This is a genomic window from Niveispirillum irakense DSM 11586 (assembly GCF_000429645.1).
GTDB classification, from domain to species: Bacteria; Pseudomonadota; Alphaproteobacteria; order Azospirillales; family Azospirillaceae; genus Niveispirillum; species Niveispirillum irakense.
In genome coordinates, this window is sequence record NZ_AUCG01000020.1 from 170,758 (window position 1) to 188,550 (window position 17,793).

14 protein-coding genes are annotated in these 17,793 nt (G+C 61.0%); 5 read left to right on the top strand and 9 right to left on the bottom strand.

Annotation, left to right across the window (positions count from 1 at the left end):
• Positions 1 to 2: 2 nt before the first annotated feature.
• The 7 genes from G473_RS0107920 to G473_RS0107955 form a co-directional block, all read right to left on the bottom strand.
• Positions 3 to 443, bottom strand: a complete 441-nt coding sequence (locus tag G473_RS0107920; protein WP_051330016.1) for an antitoxin Xre/MbcA/ParS toxin-binding domain-containing protein — start codon at positions 441 to 443, stop codon at positions 3 to 5.
• 61 nt (positions 444 to 504) lie between these two features.
• Positions 505 to 1,632, bottom strand: a complete 1,128-nt coding sequence (locus tag G473_RS0107925) for an acyl-CoA dehydrogenase family protein (protein ID WP_029012659.1) — start codon at positions 1,630 to 1,632, stop codon at positions 505 to 507.
• Between the two features lie 39 nt (positions 1,633 to 1,671).
• A complete protein-coding gene (locus G473_RS0107930) occupies positions 1,672 to 2,856 on the bottom strand; it encodes an acetyl-CoA C-acyltransferase (RefSeq protein WP_035706020.1) in 1,185 nt (394 codons plus the stop codon).
• 110 nt (positions 2,857 to 2,966) lie between these two features.
• A complete protein-coding gene (locus G473_RS0107935) occupies positions 2,967 to 4,250 on the bottom strand; it encodes an MFS transporter (protein WP_035706023.1) in 1,284 nt (427 codons plus the stop codon).
• 157 nt (positions 4,251 to 4,407) lie between these two features.
• Positions 4,408 to 4,773: a hypothetical protein gene (locus tag G473_RS0107945; protein ID WP_029012662.1), complete on the bottom strand. Its 366-nt coding sequence runs from the start codon at positions 4,771 to 4,773 to the stop codon at positions 4,408 to 4,410.
• 164 nt (positions 4,774 to 4,937) lie between these two features.
• Positions 4,938 to 8,045: an efflux RND transporter permease subunit gene (locus tag G473_RS25745; RefSeq protein WP_084437760.1), complete on the bottom strand. Its 3,108-nt coding sequence runs from the start codon at positions 8,043 to 8,045 to the stop codon at positions 4,938 to 4,940.
• Positions 8,042 to 9,136, bottom strand: coding sequence for an efflux RND transporter periplasmic adaptor subunit (locus G473_RS0107955; RefSeq protein WP_029012663.1), 1,095 nt, complete (start codon positions 9,134 to 9,136; stop codon positions 8,042 to 8,044). The genes G473_RS25745 and G473_RS0107955 overlap by 4 nt, the downstream gene beginning before the upstream one ends.
• Positions 9,137 to 9,303: 167 nt before the next feature.
• On the opposite strand from G473_RS0107955, the gene G473_RS29115 reads away from it, so the two are divergent.
• Together G473_RS29115 and G473_RS0107965 are read left to right on the top strand one after the other, a co-directional pair.
• The gene (locus G473_RS29115; protein ID WP_051330018.1) at positions 9,304 to 9,996 is read left to right on the top strand and encodes a TetR/AcrR family transcriptional regulator; all 693 of its coding nucleotides are present in this window, start codon (positions 9,304 to 9,306) and stop codon (positions 9,994 to 9,996) included.
• 55 nt (positions 9,997 to 10,051) lie between these two features.
• Positions 10,052 to 10,573: an arsenate reductase ArsC gene (locus G473_RS0107965; protein ID WP_029012664.1), complete on the top strand. Its 522-nt coding sequence runs from the start codon at positions 10,052 to 10,054 to the stop codon at positions 10,571 to 10,573.
• Positions 10,574 to 10,671: 98 nt separating this feature from the next.
• Here the strand turns inward: G473_RS0107965 and G473_RS29120 are convergent, their stop codons facing one another.
• Both G473_RS29120 and G473_RS0107975 read right to left on the bottom strand, forming a co-directional pair.
• Entirely contained in the window at positions 10,672 to 13,185 is a 2,514-nt protein-coding gene (locus G473_RS29120; RefSeq protein ID WP_084437763.1) for a YjbH domain-containing protein, read from the bottom strand.
• A 22-nt stretch (positions 13,186 to 13,207) separates the two neighbouring features.
• Positions 13,208 to 16,090 (bottom strand): SLBB domain-containing protein, encoded by a 2,883-nt coding sequence (locus G473_RS0107975; protein ID WP_084437765.1) that lies wholly within the window; start codon positions 16,088 to 16,090, stop codon positions 13,208 to 13,210.
• Here G473_RS0107975 and G473_RS29850 point away from each other — a divergent pair.
• The 3 genes from G473_RS29850 to G473_RS0107990 all read left to right on the top strand — a co-directional run bounded on the left by G473_RS29850 (position 16,089) and on the right by G473_RS0107990 (position 17,601).
• Positions 16,089 to 16,790 (top strand): YjbF family lipoprotein, encoded by a 702-nt coding sequence (locus tag G473_RS29850; protein WP_084437767.1) that lies wholly within the window; start codon positions 16,089 to 16,091, stop codon positions 16,788 to 16,790. The genes G473_RS0107975 and G473_RS29850 overlap by 2 nt on opposite strands.
• A gap of 155 nt (positions 16,791 to 16,945) precedes the next feature.
• Positions 16,946 to 17,137: a hypothetical protein gene (locus tag G473_RS0107985; protein ID WP_029012668.1), complete on the top strand. Its 192-nt coding sequence runs from the start codon at positions 16,946 to 16,948 to the stop codon at positions 17,135 to 17,137.
• Between the two features lie 68 nt (positions 17,138 to 17,205).
• Positions 17,206 to 17,601, top strand: a complete 396-nt coding sequence (locus G473_RS0107990) for a response regulator (RefSeq protein ID WP_029012669.1) — start codon at positions 17,206 to 17,208, stop codon at positions 17,599 to 17,601.
• Positions 17,602 to 17,793 lie beyond the last annotated feature (192 nt).

A 17,793-nucleotide genomic window follows, 5' to 3' on the forward strand; every position in this document is an offset into this window, starting at 1 on the left:
GGTCAGGCCGGCATCCCGTGCAGGATGGCTTCCAGTATTTCTTCCACCAGACGGGCACCAAACTCATCCACTGCCGCCTCAATCGGGGGTCGGTTGTCCAGTTCCGGATGCGGCGTCGTCAGCCAGATTTTGGCATCCTGCCTATCCCGCCAAACATATTCCGCCTTCGTAATGATGTTGGCGAGGCGGGCTGTCCGCTCGCTTTCCACCGCCGTCAGCCGGCCATCGCGCAACCGGCGTTTCAAGGTGCCTTCCGGCACGACGCGCAGCATCAGGCCGCGCCGGGCGGTGGGGTCGGCATAGACATGGCTGGCCACATGGTCCAGAGCACTGACATTCACGCCTTCGCCCAGGCCACGCGAAAGGTCGAGCGCGGTTTTGACGGGACGGTCGAAAACCGTGCGGCCCCCCATCAGGTGAACAATATCCTGGACCTGCATCATTGCCTCCGGACCATATGATCCATTAAAATGGCATCACATGGTCCGGCATTCAAGGCCTGAGTCACAGGTTACGCGCGATCACCAGCCGCTGGATATCGCTGGTGCCTTCATAAATCTGGCAGACGCGGACATCGCGATAGATGCGCTCTACCGGGAAATCCTCGACATAGCCGTAGCCGCCAAAGGTCTGGATGGCATCGGAGCAGACGCGCTCGGCCATTTCAGAGGCGAACAGCTTGGCCATGGAGGCTTCCTTCAGGCAGGGCTGGCCGTCCTGCCGCAAGGCGGCGGCATGCAGCACCAGTTGGCGGGCCGCCTCGACCCGGGTCGCCATGTCGGCCAGCCGGAAGGAGACGGCCTGATGCTGGATGATGGGAACGCCCATGCTGGTGCGCTCGCGCGCATAGTCCCGCGCCGCCTCGAACGCGGCCTGGGCCATGCCGACGCTTTGCGCGGCGATGCCGATGCGCCCGCCTTCCAGATTGGCCAGCGCGATGCGGTAGCCATCACCAGGGGCGCCCAGCATGTGGCTGGCCGGCACGCGCGCATCCTCCAGCAGGATGGCGGCGGTGTCGGAGCAGCGCTGCCCCAGCTTATGTTCCAGCCGCGCCACCTTGTAACCGGGATTGTCGGCAGGCACGAGGAAGGCGGAGATGCCCTTCTTGCCGGCTTCCGGATCGGTAACGGCGAAGACCAGCGCCACGCCGGCATTCTGCCCGTTGGTGATGAACTGCTTGGCACCGTTCAGCACATAATGGTCGCCATCGGCCACGGCGCGGGTTTTCAGGGCCGAGGCGTCGGAGCCTGCCTGCGGCTCCGTCAGGCAGAAGGCGCCCAGCATCTGGCCGGTGGCCATGGGGCGCAGGAAGCGTTCTTTCTGCTCTTCCGTGCCAAATTTCAGGATCGGCGCGCAGCCGACGGAATTATGCACACTCATGATGGTGGAGATGGCGCCGTCGCCGGCGGCGATCTCCTCAATCGCCAGGGCGTAGGAAATTGCGTCCGTGCCGGCGCCCCCCCATTCCTCCGGCACCACCATGCCCAGCAGGCCCAACTCCCCCATCTCCCGCAATTCATCGGCGGGGAAGGCGGATGTGCGGTCACGCTCGGCAGCGCCGGGGGCCAAGCGTTCGCGGGCGAACTGGCGCGCCATGTCGCGCACCATCGCCTGTTCTTCGGTGATCAGCATGGATGCTCCTTCAGTTCGGCAGGCGGTGGGGTGATTGCGTCAGAACCGCTCCACCGCCATCGCCGTCGCTTCCCCGCCACCAATGCAGAGCGTCGCCACGCCGCGCTTTAGATCATAACGCTGCAGCGCAGCCAGCAGCGTGACCAGGATGCGTGCGCCGGATGCGCCGATGGGATGGCCCAGCGCGCAGGCGCCGCCATGCACATTCACCTTGTCATGCGGCAGGTCCAGTTCCTTCATCGCGGCCATGGCGACAACGGCGAACGCCTCGTTGATCTCGAACAGGTCGACATCCTTGGCCTGCCAACCGGTCTTGGTGAACAGCTTCTGCATCGCGCCGATGGGGGCGGTGGTGAACCATGCCGGGGCGCGGGCATCACCGGCATGGCCGACAATGCGGGCCAGCGGGGACAGGCCGCGCTTTTCCGCCTCCGACGCGCGCATCAGCACCAGGGCGGCTGCCCCGTCGGAGATGGACGCGCTGCTGGCCGCCGTCACCGTGCCATCCTTGGCGAAGGCTGGCTTCAGGGTGGGGATCTTGTCCGGGCGGCCCTTGCCGGGCTGTTCGTCACGTGCGATGACGGTTTCACCGCTGCGCGACGTGACAGTCACGCCGGCGATCTCCCCATCGAACTTGCCGCTTTCCACCGCATCCTTGGCCCGGCGCAGGCTTTCCAGGGCGTATTCATCCTGGGCCTGGCGAGTGAACTGGTAATGGCGGGCGGTATCTTCGGCGAAGGTGCCCATGGCGCGGCCGCGCTCGTAAGCATCCTCCAGCCCGTCCAGCGCCATGTGGTCATACATCATGGCATGGCCATAACGATAACCGCCGCGCGCCCGATCCAGCAGATAGGGCGCGTTCGACATGCTCTCCATGCCGGCCGCCACCACAATATCGGCGCTGCCGGCCAGGATGGCATCATGGCCCATCATCGCCGCCTTCATGCCGCTGCCGCACATCTTGTTGATGGTCGAACAGGTGACCGATTGCGGCAGCCCGGCGGCGAGTGCGGCCTGACGGCCCGGGGCCTGCCCCTGGCCGGCCTGCAGCACATTGCCCATGATCAGTTCGGCCACATCTTCTCCCGCGATGCCGGCACGGGTGACGGCTTCGCGCACCGCTGCCGCCCCCAATCGGGCGGCAGGCAGGCTGGACAGGTCGCCCATCATGCCGCCCATGGCAGTGCGGGCGGCAGAGACGATGACAATCGGATCACGGCTCATGGTGTTTCCCCTTAAATGCATTGGCGCTCGGGCCGCCTTTGCAGGGGAATGTAGTCAAGCCGGTCGTTTTGGGATAGGGGGAAACGGACGATTGTCCGTTTCCCAACACCTCATTCCTTGATAACGACCGGCGCCATCTTGGGCGACAGCAGGTGAACCACCAGCAAGGCCAACAGATAGACCGAGGCGGCAACGACGAAGATGGGTGTGTAGCTGCCGATCTTTTCCAGCACATAGCCGGCATATTGCGCCATGGCCATGCCCCCGAAAGCCCCGACCATGCCGCCGATCCCCACCACGGAGCCAACAGCCGCGCGCGGGAATACATCGGATGGAAGCGTATAGAGGTTGGCGGAAAAGCCCTGATGCGCGGCAGTAGCAAGGCCGATAATGGCCACTGCGATCCATAATTGGTCGGCAAAGGCCGCAAAGCCTACCGGCAGGGCGCAGACCGCACAGATCAGCATCGCCAGCTTGCGCGACCGGTTGAGGCTGTAGCCGCGCTTCATCATGGTGGAGGAGAGCCAGCCACCGGTGACGCTGCCCACGTCGGACATAAGATAGATGATCACCAGCGGGATGCCGAAGCTTTTCAGGTCCAGCCCATGGCGCTTGCCCAGGAAATCCGGCAGCCAGAACAGGAACATCCACCAGATCGGATCGATCAGGAACTTGCCCAGCGCATAGGCCCAGGTTTCCTTCACGAAGAACAGACGGCCCCAGCCGATCTTCTCCGCGCTGTCCGGCGGATCGCTCTCGATATGGGCCAGTTCGGCAGGCTGGACCATCTTATGGTCGCGCGGGCGGCGATAGAAGATCAGCCAGAGCGGCAGCCACACCAGGCTGGCGATACCGGTGACGATGAACGCCATCTGCCAGCCATAGGCCAGGGTGATGGCGGGCACCACCAGCGGGGTGACAATGGCGCCGATATTGGTGCCGGCATTGAAGACACCGGTGGCAAGGGCGCGTTCCTTCTTGGGGAACCATTCCGCAACGGCCTTGATGCCGCCGGGAAAACCGCCGCCCTCACCGACGCCCAGCACCATGCGGGCGATGATGAAACCGCCCAGCGACTTGGCAGCGGCATGGCCGAAATGGCCGATCGTCCAGATCGTGAAGGCCAGCGCATAGCCCCAGCGTGCGCCGACCCTGTCGATGATACGGCCAAAGGCGACATAGGCCAGCGCGTATGTCGCCTGGAACCAGAAGATGATGTTGGCATAGTCGGTTTCCGACCAGCCGAATTCCGCCGACAAGGTCGGCTTCAAAACGCCGATCATCTGCCGGTCAACATAGTTGATCACCATGGCAGCGAACAGCAATGCCACGACGATCCAGCGCACATTGCCCGGTTTGGGCTCAGCGGTAACCCCGGCGCCTGTATGCACCATTTCCTCCCATACCCCACATGCTGAGAAACAGCTTATTGTTGGATCAAGGAGTAATGGAAACCGGTGTCATTGGCAAGATGGAGACATTTTCGAACGCATTTTTTGCCCCAATCACACCGGCCTGCCAGACATTGGGGCCGGTGTGATCAGAGCAGGGTCAGCCTTGAAGGTCGGCTTCGGCCCGGCAGGCTTCCAGAATCGGCATGGAGCGGGCGACCATCTGGTTGGCCAGTTCGGTGTTTCCCGTCCGCTCGGCTTCTGCCAGTTGCAGGATCTCTTCATCGGTTAACGAGGCAAAGAGCCGGTCGGAAGAGCAGGTGCAGTATTTCTCGATCCGGGCATCGGGCACGGATTGGGGAATGGCGGCACGGGTGGAACGGTTGCATTCCGCCGTGGAGCTTTTGATCATGTTGCTGCGAATGGTGGCGACATCATTACCGCCCCCTTTGGTCATGCCATAGACCAAGCCGATGATGACAGCGCCGACAATGACGGCGATAGCAACCATAATGCCTTTATTCATGGCTCCGATTCCCCTGTGCAGATTCCGTTCTTTTCGAACTAACATCTTAACCAGGGGTTCAGTTCACTTTGAAGGCACGCTTATTGATAAGGAAAAGGGGTAGCGAACGCCTTTGGGATTAATCCCTTCTGTGCCGCTACCCCTTGATTTGATGTCTCGCCGTATCAGGGTTGATTGAAGATACCGCCGGGCGCGGTGTGGCCTGACTCTTCCCGCCGGACCTTGAACCAGGCGGCATACATGGCGGGAAGGCTGTAGATGGTCAAAGCGGTTGCCACGATCAGCCCACCCATGATGGAGAGTGCCATCGGCCCCCAGAAGGTGGAACGGGAGAGCGGGATCATGGCCAGGACGGCGGCTGCCGCCGTCAGCATGATCGGTCGGGCCCGGCGGACCGTGGCATCAACCACGGCGTCGAACCGACCATGGCCGGCAGCGATATCCTGTTCGATCTGATCGACCAGAATGACCGAGTTGCGCATGATCATGCCGGCCAGGGCAATCACCCCCAATTGTGCAACGAAGCCAAAGGGCTGGTTGAAGATCAGCAGCGCCAGCGTCACCCCGATCAGGCCCAGCGGGGCGGTCAGGAAGACCAGAATCACCCGCTGAAAGCTCTGGAGTTGCACCATCAGGACGACCAGCATGATCAGAATCATCGCCGGCACGACCGCCATGATGGAATTCTGACCCTTGGCGCTTTCCTCCACAGCGCCCCCCAGATCAATCCGGTAACCGGTAGGCAGCTTGGCGACCAGCGGCCCCATCGCGGCCTGGATCTGGGCGGCGACGGTGGGGGCCTGGATGTCCCCGATCAGATCGGCGCGCACGGTCATGGTCAGGTCACGCGACCGGGTCCAGAGAATACCTTCTTCCAGCCCATATTCGATCCGGGCGATCTGGCTCAGTGCCAGCGCTGTGCCATTGGCGCCCCGCAGGCGGATATCGCCCAGCCGATCCACGGCCTGGCGTTCATTCTCGCCGGCACGCAGCACGACATCGATCAGTTCGATCCCTTCGCGATACTGGGTAGCGGTATAGCCGGTCAGGACCGTCTGCATCGCCATGGCCAGATCCTGGCTGCTGATGCCCAGGGCGCGGGCACGATCCTGGTCCACCACCAGCCGGACCGATTTGATCTTCTCGTTCCAGTCGAAATTTACGTCGATCGTGTGCGGATTGGTCCGGATCAGGTCGCGCAGATCGCCGGCAATCTGGCGTATCACCTCAGGGTCGCGACCCAGAACACGGAACTGGATCGGATAGCCGACGGGCGGTCCATTCTCCAGCCGGGCCACCCGGGTCCGGAATTCGGGAAACAGGCTTTCCAACTGGGGTGGCAGGGACTTGGCCAGCCTTTTGGTGTCGTCCAGCGACCCGGTCATCAAGATGAACTGGGCGAAGTTCGGGCGGTTCAGTTCCTGATTCAGCGGCATGTAGAAGCGCGGCGCCCCGCCGCCGACAAAGGCGGTCTGGCTGATGATCGCCGGCTCCTTGGCGAACAGGGCCTCCATCTCCTTCACCCGCGCCTGGGTGGCGCCGATGGCTGTCCCCTCCGGCAGCTCAATATCCACCACCAGTTCCAGACGGGCGGAATTGGGGAAGAATTGCTGCTGGACAAAGCCGAACCCGAAGACGGAGGCGCCAAAGGCGGCAATGGTCAGCGCGATCACGATCCAGCGATGATTGACCGTCCAGATCAGGCTGGCGCGCAGCCGGCGATAGATCGGCTTGTCATAGGCAGCGGCCTGGGCTTCCGCCGGGTCGTGGCTGGCGGCCCCCTCATGCGGGGTGGGCAGCAGCTTGAAGCCGACATAGGGCGTGAAGATCACGGCCACAAACCAGGAAACCAGCAAGGCGGTGGCGACCACCCAGAAGATGGCACCGGTATATTCACCGGCCGCCGAATGGGCAAAGCCCACCGGCACGAAGCCCGCCGCCGTGACCAGCGTGCCGGTCAGCATGGGAAAGGCGGTGGAGGTCCAGGCAAAGGCGGCGGCGCGGGCGCGGTCCCAGCCCTGTTCCAGCTTCACCATCATCATTTCCACCGCGATGATGGCATCATCCACCAGCAGGCCCAAGGCAATGACCAGGGCACCGATGGAAATCTTGTGCAGGTCGATGCCGGCGGCCAGCATCACGGCAAAGGTAATGGCCAGCACCAAGGGCACGGACAGGGCCACCACGATACCGGTGCGCATGCCCAGGCTGATAAAGGTGACCACCAGCACGATGGCCAGCGCTTCCGCCAACGCCTTGATGAATTCGTCGATACTGTCCTTCACCACCGTCGGCTGATCGGCGATCTTCTCAATCTCGATCCCCACGGGCAGGGTCGACTGGATGGTGGCGATTTCCGCTTCAAGCGCTTCGCCCAGTTTCAGGATATCGCCGCCGGCGGCCATGGAAATGGCAAGGCCGGTGACACGTTCCCCATTATGGCGCATCAGCGTGCTGGGCGGGTCTTCCACCCCCCGGCGCACAGCTGCAATATCGCCCAGCCGCAACAGCCGGCCATTGGCCTGGATGGGGACCGTTCGCACCTGCTCTTCCGTGGACAGCGCGCCGGTGACGCGCACGCGGATACGCTCAGCCCCGGTGTCTACAAGCCCGGTTGGGCTTACGGCATTCTGCGCGGCCAGGGCGTTGGCGACCTGCTGTATGGTGACGCCAAATTCCGCCAGCCGGCCCGTGTCGAACTCGACATAGATGCGTTCATCCAGCAGGCCCAGCAGATCAACCTTGCCGACGGCCGGCAGGCGCAGCAGACGCTGACGGGCGGCCAGCAACACCTGATGCATCTCGACATCGCTGAACCCGTCGCCGCTGAAGGCGTAGATATTGCCGTAAGTGTCGCCGAACTCATCGTTGAATTGCGGACCGATCACGCCTTGCGGCAGGGTATTGGCGATATCGCCGACCTTTTTGCGGACCTGATACCAGAGGTCCGGCACCACGGATGAACGGGTATAATCCTGCAGATTGACGAAGATTACCGTTTCGCCGGGCCGGGCATAGGTGCGGGTATGGTAGAAATTGGGAACCTGCTGCAGCGCCTGTTCGATCCGGTCTGTAACCTGGGCCTGCATCTCCTTCGCGGTGGCGCCCGGCCATTGCGCCGTGACCACCATGGTGCGGATGGTGAATTGCGGGTCCTCTGCCCGGCCCAGCCGCATATAGGCATAGGCACCGACGGCGACCGACGCGATGATCATGAACAGGACCAGCGCCTGATGGCGGATGGCCCAGGCGGAAAGATTGAAGCTGCTCACGGCAGACCCCCATCCCAGACGCGAACGGGCAGGTTGGCATCCAGCCGGTGGACACCGGCGGTCACCACCAGTTCACCCGGCTTCAATCCGTTCTGGATCACCACCGCGTCTGCCCGGTAGGCTGCGACAGTCACGGGCCGCAATTCTACCCGGTCGCGTTTCTGGCTCAGTACCCAGACGGCTGGCTTGTCCCCGTCCTGGAACAGGGCGGACGGCGGAAGGACCATTCCGTCCGGTGCCGTGGCGTCGAAGCGGACAGTCGCGGTCATGCCCAGCAGAAGCGGGGCTGCCTGATCATCCGGCAGTGCGACACGCAGACGGAAGGTGCGGGTGGCGGCATCCGCCGCTGGCGTGATTTCACGGACCTTGCCGGTCAAATTCACTTCCCTGTCAGCCCAGACGCTGACGGTCGCGCTGTCGCCCACATTCAGCCGGGTCACCTGGCTTTCCGGCACATCAATCACCACTTCCCGGCCCAGGTCCGTCGCGACGCGCAGGACGGCCTGACCGGCTGCAACAACCTGACCGGCATCGGCCACAAGCTCGGTGACCGTCCCGGCCTGGGTCAGCGTCAGATCGGCATAGGAAAGATCATTGCGGGCGCGGGCAAGTCCGGAGCGCGCTTCGTTCAATTGCCCGTTCGCTGCATCAGCGGTGGCCTTCACCCGGTCAAACTGGGCCTGAGATACCGTGCCAGAGGCCAGCAACGGCGTGTAGCGGCGCAGATCGGCATTGGCCTGCTGGGCCTGGGCCTCGGCCTGGGCCAACTGTGCTTCCGCCGCCCGCAGCGCCAGGGTGAGATCAGCGGGATCCAGTTTTGCCAGCACCTGGCCGGCCTTGATCTGCTCCCCCACTTCCACCAGTCGGGCGGCGATCCGCCCCCCGGTGCGAAACGCCGCCTGTACTTCCGTCCGCGCGACAATGGTGCCGGTATAGTGGCTCTGCTGGTTCAGCGCGGAGAGTGCCACCTCCGTCACCCGTACAGGCCGGGCGGGCTTCTCCTCCACCTTTTTGTCACCGCAGCCGGCAAGTGCCAGCATAAGCGGCAGCACAATAACCGACCGGCTGAGCACAGGGCGGGGCCAGGACATGGCATAATCCTTCAGGAAGGTGGGCAGAAGTGGATTAGACATAAAGACAGGGCCGGAGGTCGGCTTGCGGTGATAATGTAATCAGCGTTACAGTTTGGCAAGTGACGGGTATCACATGGCGGCATGAGGGTTTTGTGTCGCGTAAGCGAATGAAGAAAGTAGAGAAAATGGACGGGACGGCCGGCCAGGATAGGCAGGAAGCGGAGCGCTCCCCCCGGATGGAGGCAAGGCGGGCGGCCATACTGGAGGCTGCGGCCGAAGTCTTTTTTGAAATGGGGTTTGAGCGGGCGAATCTGGGGGCCATCGTCCGCCGTTCGGGCGGGTCGCTTTCCACCCTCTATCAGCTTTTCGGCAATAAGGAGGGGCTGTTTGAGGCGATGGTCACGGAACGCTGTACAGACGTGATGAAGGCGCTGGCAGAACCGGATGTTCCGTTGCGCGACCCTTGCACGACCTTGTGCGGCATCGCCCATGCTTTCATGGGGGTCATTCTCCGACCCGACGCGCAGGGTCTATGGCGGATTATCATGTCGGAAGGGATCAAGTTCCCCTCCTTGCCGGAGGTCTATTTCCGGGAAGGTCCGGATAAGCTGATTGCCCATTTGTCGGAATATCTGGTGGTCTTGCATCGCGCGGGCGTCGCGGATGTCCCCAATCCCATGGATGCGGCGCGGAGCTTCTGCATGCTTGTTCATAGCGACCTTTATTACCGCGTCGTCACCGGCATGCAGCCGGTGCCCGATGATGCGGCCCTGGCTGATCATATCCGCGGCGCTGTGGCGATGTTCTGGCGCATCATTATGCCTGCCGGCGGCGGGAAAACCTGTCATCCGGACGACATTTCCCCGTCACGCGGGTGACGCAGGCCAAGCGCATCATCCGCCGCGTTTTCACACGAACGGATGGGGCGCGCGGATGCCGGAGAAAATCTTCAAGGTCCTGTTTATCTGCCGCAAGAATGCGGCGCGCAGCCTGATGGCAGAAGGACTGTTGCGCAAATGGGGCATGGGCCGGTTCGAGGTCCATTCCGCCGGCCCCGAACCCCTGGAAGCGGCTGACCCGATCGCGATGGATCTTCTGGCTAAGGTCGGCGTGGACACGACAGACCTGCGACCGAAAAACTGGAACCTGTATGCCGGGCCGGACGCGCCGGTCATGGACTTTATTTTCTTTACCTGCGAGGACGCGGCGGCACGCCCGCAGCCCTTCTGGCCCGGCCATCCCATGCTGGCGCAATGGCGTTTCCCGGATCCACTGACACTCCAGGGATCGGAAACAGAGCGACGGGCGCTGTTGAATCTTGTTTTTGGTATGATTGAACGGCGCGTGAAAATCTTCTGTGCCTTGCCGGCCCATCGGCTGGGCCGGCTGACCGGCGCCGATTTATCGGACATCGGCACTGACGCCCCGCGAGGGGCGGAAAGCGTGACCGTCTGATATGCCGATCTGATCGAACGAACCATGGCCCAGGTGGGAGCAGTATTGCACGCCACCCGGGCCATGGTTCGTTGATACGCAGATTGAACAGGCCGCACTTAATCCAGGAGTGTATTCCAATCCCGGCGGAGCTGGGCCCCGTCAGAGGTGGACACCTGGCCGATCAATGCCCGGCGGCTGGCAAGGGTCTGGCCGCCGTCGCGGGTCAGCGGACGCCACAGCCAGCCAAGCCCGCCACGGCTTGACTTCACGTAGATATTGTCCAGGGGGATCGAGAAATAAATCCCCTTGTCGAAGCGGCCTTCACCGAATTCCTCGGCTGAAACATCGGTGAAGGTGGCAAAAGCGCCCACCGTGATTCCGCTGTCGAATGTCCGCGACAGCTCGAACGTAGCGCCCTTGTCACCGGCCAGATAACGACCGACCCGCACGCGGGCGTCCAGGCCCAGGGGTTCGTAATGGTAATAACCGGTCAGATGGCCGGTAACGACATTATAGTCGCGGAAGCCGAACCATTGCTGGGTATCACGCTGCTTGGCCCAGGCAACATCAAGACCGATCGCCCATTCCTTGCCAAAAGGCTTGTAGAGGATTTCGTTGCCGACGCCGCCGAACATTTCCTCCAGATAGCCGCCATAGACGCGGTTATAGGTATCTTGCGCGACCCTGAAAGTATAGTCCGCCTGCAGGTGAGTCATCGCAGTCGTACCATCTTGCAGATACTGACGAATATCCGACCGGACATGGGGAAGCACACTGTCCGATGGAAGACGCATGCGGTCGAAGTTATTATAAATATTAAAGCCCAGGCCGCTCGTCACATTAAGCCCTGGGGCAACGGTGACCGTCCCGTACAGGCGCATCCAAGCCTGATAAAGGATGAAGGCTTCGGGCCGGCCCAGGGTCTGCCTCAGGGCAGGTCGCAGGCTCCACGAAAAACCGGGATAGCCATAGGGCTCCGGGTGACTGGCTTCCTCCATGTCCATGGAGGGGCGTTCCAGACGGGTCCGCATCCAGGTTTCTTCGATAGAACCGCCTGTTGCTGCCAACGCGCGCTCTATATCTGATCGGTACATCGTCGCTGATAGCATCTCTATGCCATTCTCGACGAAGATGATCTGAATTTCCCCATATTCAGGCGGCAAGGCGGAGGCAGCTGTCCGTACAGCCCGGCCCACTGCGCGTGGGATCTGACGATAGCGGGCATTGGAAAGGAACAATGTTGCCTTCCCCGCCTTGTAATCGGCGCCGAACAAGTGGAAGCCCTGTTTAGCTAACTGGGCTTTCAGTTTGGCGCGATCTTCCTCAGAAGGTGGCTGGCCTGTTACATCAATGTGCGTTGGCTTGATCGTGGCAGCAGCCATGTTGAATTCGTTCCGCAGCATCGTGCTGTCGAATTCCATCACCAGCCACGGCAGGCTATGTTCGATACGTGTTACGCGTATGCGGCCTTGGAAATCCGGGGCCAGTTCCAAAACGCGTAAGGCGATATCATGCGCAACAACGACGCCATCGCGCACAGGCGTTCCCGCGACCGTGACATGGATCTCCGATCCGATGCGCACCAGATTTTCCAGGTGTAATCCGTCCATCGCAGCCTGACGGCCAATGCCGGTGCGAATGGACTCCCCTGTCCCCGCCTGTTGCGGACCCGGCTGGGGGGCAATGGGCATATTGGCTTGCTGGATTTGCCCCTGCGCGGTCACAGGGATCAAAGGCGGCGGCACAGGATCCAGCTTCGGCGGGCCCTTTGATGTGTGGAAATTCATTGTTGTGGAGAAGCGAACCATTGCACGGTTGCCACGCTCCAGGGCTGCGCCAACCTGCAACCAGTCCCAGGGCTGATAATCCATGCCAATATTGATGGGAAGGCTCTGCTTGAAACTGTTCTGGAGCGCTTCCGATTTATAGTCGTTAGGGTCGTACTCCATTTTCAGGCTCAACCCCTCAATAAAGGGCGTTCGCCATTTCACACCACCGAAAAGGGCAACATCGCCCCGGAAAAATTGAGTCCCAAGCCCCCCGACATCCCCGGTTTCATTGCGATTTTTGAATTTCTTGGAAAATAGGGAAAATGGATTTCGGAAATGATTCTGATTACCTAGATTTCCCCACCCTAATCCGAATGAAAAATCAAAATCGCCGGCAGTTTGATCGGCAACAATATATTCGCCGTCAAATAGTCCCGTGCCGCCAATATCGCGCAGGCCAAGTGCAACATTGGGCCATGTTGCATCCCCTTCAAGAAGTCTGATTTTAACGTCTATGCCTCGGTCTTTATAGGACTGGTCGCCGCTAAAATCCTCGGGGCCGTAGAAGCGGTTTGCCACGCTGGTATAGCGTAGCGTTGCTTCAAGCCAGGGCAGCCCCTGAACTGTGATGAAATAGCGTGAATAGGGCCAAACATAGGAAAATCCGGCATAAGCCTGACCATCCTCCGCTGCACGGGCCATTGGCGTTTGAATAAGGCCAATGCCGCCAAAATCGTTCAGCGTAGGTGGTGACTGCCGGGGCAGGAAGGGGTTTTCCACTTCCTGCCCTTCAGCCGGTGAGCCGTTGGAGATGGCGAGCAATGCGACCATTGCTGTCGCCATCCAGCGGAACCGAGACATTTTCACAATTCTGCCCACGTAATCAGTTGTTATTGCCGATGACGACCAGAGAGGCCACTGACAGCGCAAGGCTGCTGACCAGCGAAGCGATGCTGCGTGTGGTCGTCAGGAAGCTGAACGGCTCGGGATCACGCGGCACGACGATCGTGGAGCCCGGCGGGATCGGCACGCTTCCATCCGAAAATGTCCCAAGCCGCAGTGGTTCCGACTCGCCGTTCGGGAAGATCACGAACGCGTCGCCCTTCTCCGCCGCTGATGCGAAACCGCCAGCTTTTTGAATATATTGACGGGCCGACAATCCGGTTGAGAACATTACAGAGCTCGGGTTGAGCACTTCGCCGGTTACTGTCACATGCGACGGACGCTTCGGGATGGTCAACCGGTCTCCCGGTTCAAGAACGAAATCAAGTTCCGGACGGGCCGCGAGCACAGCGGGGTCAGATTCCACCACAACCCGTCCGACACCGGGCGTCGTGCGGAGATTGGTGATCATGGTTTGGATAAATTGCACGGCACTTTGGCTGGCCTGAGCATTCTCCGCATTCACGAGGAGGGAAGGCAGTGACTGCTCAAGCTCGCGCGCCGCGCGACGGAAGCCCTCCTCCTCCGACAAGCGTGCCTGCTCCCGCTGGAAGACGGCGCCGTAAGTGTAGGCATCGGCAGACAAGCCGCCGACCCGGCGAAGAAGCTCCGACAGCCGCTCCCCACGGCGAATATCATAGCGACCGGGATATGAAACCTCGCCGGCCACTTCAACCAGACCGACTTCCCGCTGCGTGATATTATTCAGGGCCCTGACGATATCGCCGGGGTTCACAGGCGTTTGCGCTAATTGTGCCAGGGTCAGGCCAGCGACCCGATTGCCATCGCGTCGGCTGATTTCAAACGCCTGTTGATCCGCGTCCAAACTGAGCCCGCCGGCCGCGCTGATAACAGAATCGGCAGGTCCGCCAGGCACAACAGGATAGAGACCGGGCTGCCGTACTTCGCCCTGCACTGCGGTGGCATGCTCCAACAAGAACGGCAAAAGGTTCGGATGGGTATCAAAAAGCGGAGGACAGGCTTGGAGGCCGATAATTGTTTTTTGCTCGGTTGCGTTTCTGGGCTTTGTATCGCCGAGCAACCGCGCGACAGAGAAACGGCGATAGTTACTGTCTGCTGCCACACTTGCGAGCCGCTCCAGCCCGCGGCATTTCAGGTCACTTTCAATCAGCCGGTCCTGTCCGCCACCGCTGCGGTCTATGACGCTGCCAATCATCCCTTTCCGCGGCCCGACACCGTCATCATCCGGCTTGCTGATCTCCGGTGCGGTGGCGGCTTGCTGGGGGGCTATTTGTCCAGCCAGTGCCAGGCGTTCCTCCGCCATCTGACTGTCGATGGAGAGGCGCAGGCTGGGCGGCGGGGCCCCACGCAGGACCGATTGAACATCAGCGGATGCGAGATAGCGCACGTCATCCCGGGACAAAATGATAACCCGGTCCCGTTCCCGCAATGTCACGTTCATCGAGCCATCAAGTACCCGACTGAGATCAGCGGCAACGTAACGCCGTTGCCGGGTCACCGGATCCTCTGTATCGATCACGGCCAAGGGCAGATAGGGATCAGATCGCAGCACGTAAGGTTCGCGAAGAAGCGCGCCCAAGGTCTGGACCTGTGACAAGCCGCGATCGCCAGGCAGTTCGGCCGCCCCTTCCAGGGTCATGGCATCGCGGGGCAGTTCCACGACCAGCACGTCCCCAGGAAGGATGGCGGTAGAAGGAGCCGCATTTCGGATCAGTTGATTGCGCCCATCCCTGTCCAGGCGCAAAATCTCCAACCGGTTGCCCCTTGCGCGCTGCGGGCCGCCGGCCAGTTCCAGTGCGGCTTCCAGTGAGGGACGTCCGCCGCCCGAACGCAGTTCGTAAATCCCAGGGCGCACAACATCGCCCTTGATGGCGATCGTGTTGCCAATGCTCGGTACGATGATCTGGTCGCCGTCACGCAGGCGCAGATCTGTTGCGGCGCGGCGGCCGAGCAAAACATCATAAAGATCAATGTCCAGGGTCTGACCATCCCGGGCAATCTTGATGGAGCGCAGGCTACCAGTCTTGACGATGCCATTGGCCATCAACAGTGCATCGATCACACTGGAGAAGCTTGTCAGGGTAAAGCGACCAGGTTCCCGCACTTCGCCCGTTACCAGGACACCGATGCTGCGCACGGAGCCAACAGATACGAACAGTTCGGTCTGGGAAAAGGCAGCCTGTGCCTGGGCGGTCAGATCCTCACGGAACTCGTCAAAACGGCGACCAGCGGCGGCAACGGGCGCTATGTTTGGCAGAACGATGCGGCCTTCACGGTCCACGCGGGCCTGGACCGTATTGTTGACCTGGCCGCGCAAGGTAACCACCAGTTCGTCGCCGATGCCCAGCACATAATCGTCTGGCACCGCACCGGACAGCAAACCGCCTGTAGAGGGGGCGGAATTCGCGCTGAAATCATAGCCGAACTGGCGCAATCCCTCCCTGCGCAGTCCTTCCTCAGGACGGTCCTTATATTGGCTTTCCTTTTCGCCAATGCGGTTCCTGTACTGGATTTCCAGGGATGATGGCGTTTCGTTTTCGTTGCGATATCCTGCGGCTTCCATGCGGGAATCGAATTGGGTGCCTCTCGTCCTGGTCTGTAAGTCCTGCCCCTGACCTTGACCCTGTTGACGAACCTGATCAAGTGTGGGTGACGAGGTGCCCCGCTGCCCATATTGCTGCTGAAGGTCGCGGAGATTGACGCTACCGGTGGGAAGCTCGATCATCTGAGCAGTAACGGGCATTGAGGCGGCACTGACAAGAAGGCCTGCACATGCTAGACCCAGTTGCAGACGCCGCTTTGTTACGCCGGCCTTGTACTCACGACGCATCGAGTTCTCCATGAATCATCCCAACCTAATGCCCAGGCTGACAGCAATGCCAATCAATCGGCGTCGTTGCCTTGGCCTGCTTGCCGGCCTTATGCCAGCGACTGCTTTGCCCGGATGTGCCCTGGTTAACACTGAATCTCCTTATTGGGCAACAGTGGGTGCGATAGGGGGCGTCACGCATAGTTCGCCGGTTTCCCGGGCACAAGCAGATGCACTTCCTTATGCGTCGATTCTAGCGTCGTTCGATGACAGCCCGATTGCCTTCATGGTCCTGGGTGATATTTCACAGGCTGGTGTGGCTTATTATTACAGCCAGGGACGACAGGTGCTGGGTCTGCGGGGGCCCTTTGTTGTCCACACCGTCGGCGTGCCGGGGGATTTGTCACACACCTCGTGGGAGGGTGCAGAGCCGCCAGACTTGCGGCAACTGGTGGGTAAGGAATGGCAGCGGCGCATCGATATTCAGTCTGCCGCCCTCTATCAAATACCTGTGCGCGGCCGGTTTTTCGCAGATGGGCGTGAGACCATAACCATTCTGGAGCGCAGCTACGATCTGGAGGTCATCCGGGAGGAGGTGGAGATGAGGGGCGAAAAGCCCTACACCAACCGCTATTGGATCGACCCGGTCACGGGCTTCTGCTGGAAATCCCACCAGCATATCCATGGTCGGGCAGCAGGATTGAATATAGAAGTGACCAAACCGGCAGGGTGAGCGGACAGCGCCATTGCATCCGTTTACCCGAGTCACTTCGCTTCAAGGGGCTGACACTTCGACAAAGGCTGGCTTCGTACGCAAACTTCCCCCTGCGCTGGCCCCTTGTGTTACCCTCACTCCCCAGATCACCCTTTCTGCCAGGACTTTGTTGAATGACCAAAATCCTTGAAATCCTCAAGCCCTATGGCCGCCCGACTCCCCGTGAGGAGGCCGTGCTCGATGCGATCCTGGAACAGGTGGGGCGCTCTGTCCTGAGCCCTGAGGATGCTATCGATCAGATTATTGAAAAATTGAACTGGCCGCTGGAACGGGCGGCTGCCGAGGTTGATGGTTATCTGGAGTGATGGGCCCGTCGGGCCCCCACTATTGGGCATGATATGGCAGCTTTTTTCTCTTACTCTCTCATGACGCCATGACCGTACCTTCTCTTTCCCGCATCCTTTACGTGGATGATGAGGAGATGCTTCGGATGGTTGCCAATCTGGCCTTGACCCGAATCGGCAAGTTCACCGTGAAGCTCTGTGACAATGGTGCGGCGGCGGTCGCGGCAGCCAAAGATTTTCGACCAGATTTAATCATGCTGGACGTGATGATGCCGGGAATGGATGGGCCGGCGACCCTGCGGGCGCTGCAGGCCGACCCTGAAACATCTTCCATCCCCGTCATCTTCCTGACCGCGAAGGCGCAACCCCGTGATGTCGAGATTTTCCGCGCGCTTGGTGTTGTGGATGTGATCGCCAAACCCTTCGAGCCAAAGGGCTTGGCGCAATCGATAAACATGGTGTGGAGCCGCCTGCACGCCGATTGACCCTGTTCGGTTGGGGCGGTTCCCCAGTGGCGGATATGCCTTCCGCCCGAGCCCTTCGGGATGGCGGTCGACCCGCCTGTACCGGAAGGCCAAGACCATTATCAGTCGCGACTTTGCCCGCCTTATACGCTTCAATCCCCAGCGAATTGCACGCCCCATACCGGGGTCGCTATGCACCAACCGGGGGAAGCG

Coding starts and splice junctions, on each gene's coding strand:
- G473_RS0107930 (WP_035706020.1), bottom strand. CDS start 2,856: ATGAGCCGTGATCCGATTGTCATCGTCTCTGCCGCCCGCACTGCCATG.
- G473_RS0107955 (WP_029012663.1), bottom strand. CDS start 9,136: ATGTCCTGGCCCCGCCCTGTGCTCAGCCGGTCGGTTATTGTGCTGCCG.
- G473_RS29115 (WP_051330018.1), top strand. CDS start 9,304: ATGGACGGGACGGCCGGCCAGGATAGGCAGGAAGCGGAGCGCTCCCCC.
- G473_RS29120 (WP_084437763.1), bottom strand. CDS start 13,185: ATGTCTCGGTTCCGCTGGATGGCGACAGCAATGGTCGCATTGCTCGCC.
- G473_RS0107975 (WP_084437765.1), bottom strand. CDS start 16,090: ATGGAGAACTCGATGCGTCGTGAGTACAAGGCCGGCGTAACAAAGCGG.
- G473_RS0107935 (WP_035706023.1), bottom strand. CDS start 4,250: ATGGTGCATACAGGCGCCGGGGTTACCGCTGAGCCCAAACCGGGCAAT.
- G473_RS0107965 (WP_029012664.1), top strand. CDS start 10,052: ATGCCGGAGAAAATCTTCAAGGTCCTGTTTATCTGCCGCAAGAATGCG.
- G473_RS0107945 (WP_029012662.1), bottom strand. CDS start 4,773: ATGAATAAAGGCATTATGGTTGCTATCGCCGTCATTGTCGGCGCTGTC.
- G473_RS29850 (WP_084437767.1), top strand. CDS start 16,089: ATGAATCATCCCAACCTAATGCCCAGGCTGACAGCAATGCCAATCAAT.
- G473_RS0107925 (WP_029012659.1), bottom strand. CDS start 1,632: ATGCTGATCACCGAAGAACAGGCGATGGTGCGCGACATGGCGCGCCAG.
- G473_RS0107985 (WP_029012668.1), top strand. CDS start 16,946: ATGACCAAAATCCTTGAAATCCTCAAGCCCTATGGCCGCCCGACTCCC.
- G473_RS0107990 (WP_029012669.1), top strand. CDS start 17,206: ATGACCGTACCTTCTCTTTCCCGCATCCTTTACGTGGATGATGAGGAG.
- G473_RS0107920 (WP_051330016.1), bottom strand. CDS start 443: ATGATGCAGGTCCAGGATATTGTTCACCTGATGGGGGGCCGCACGGTT.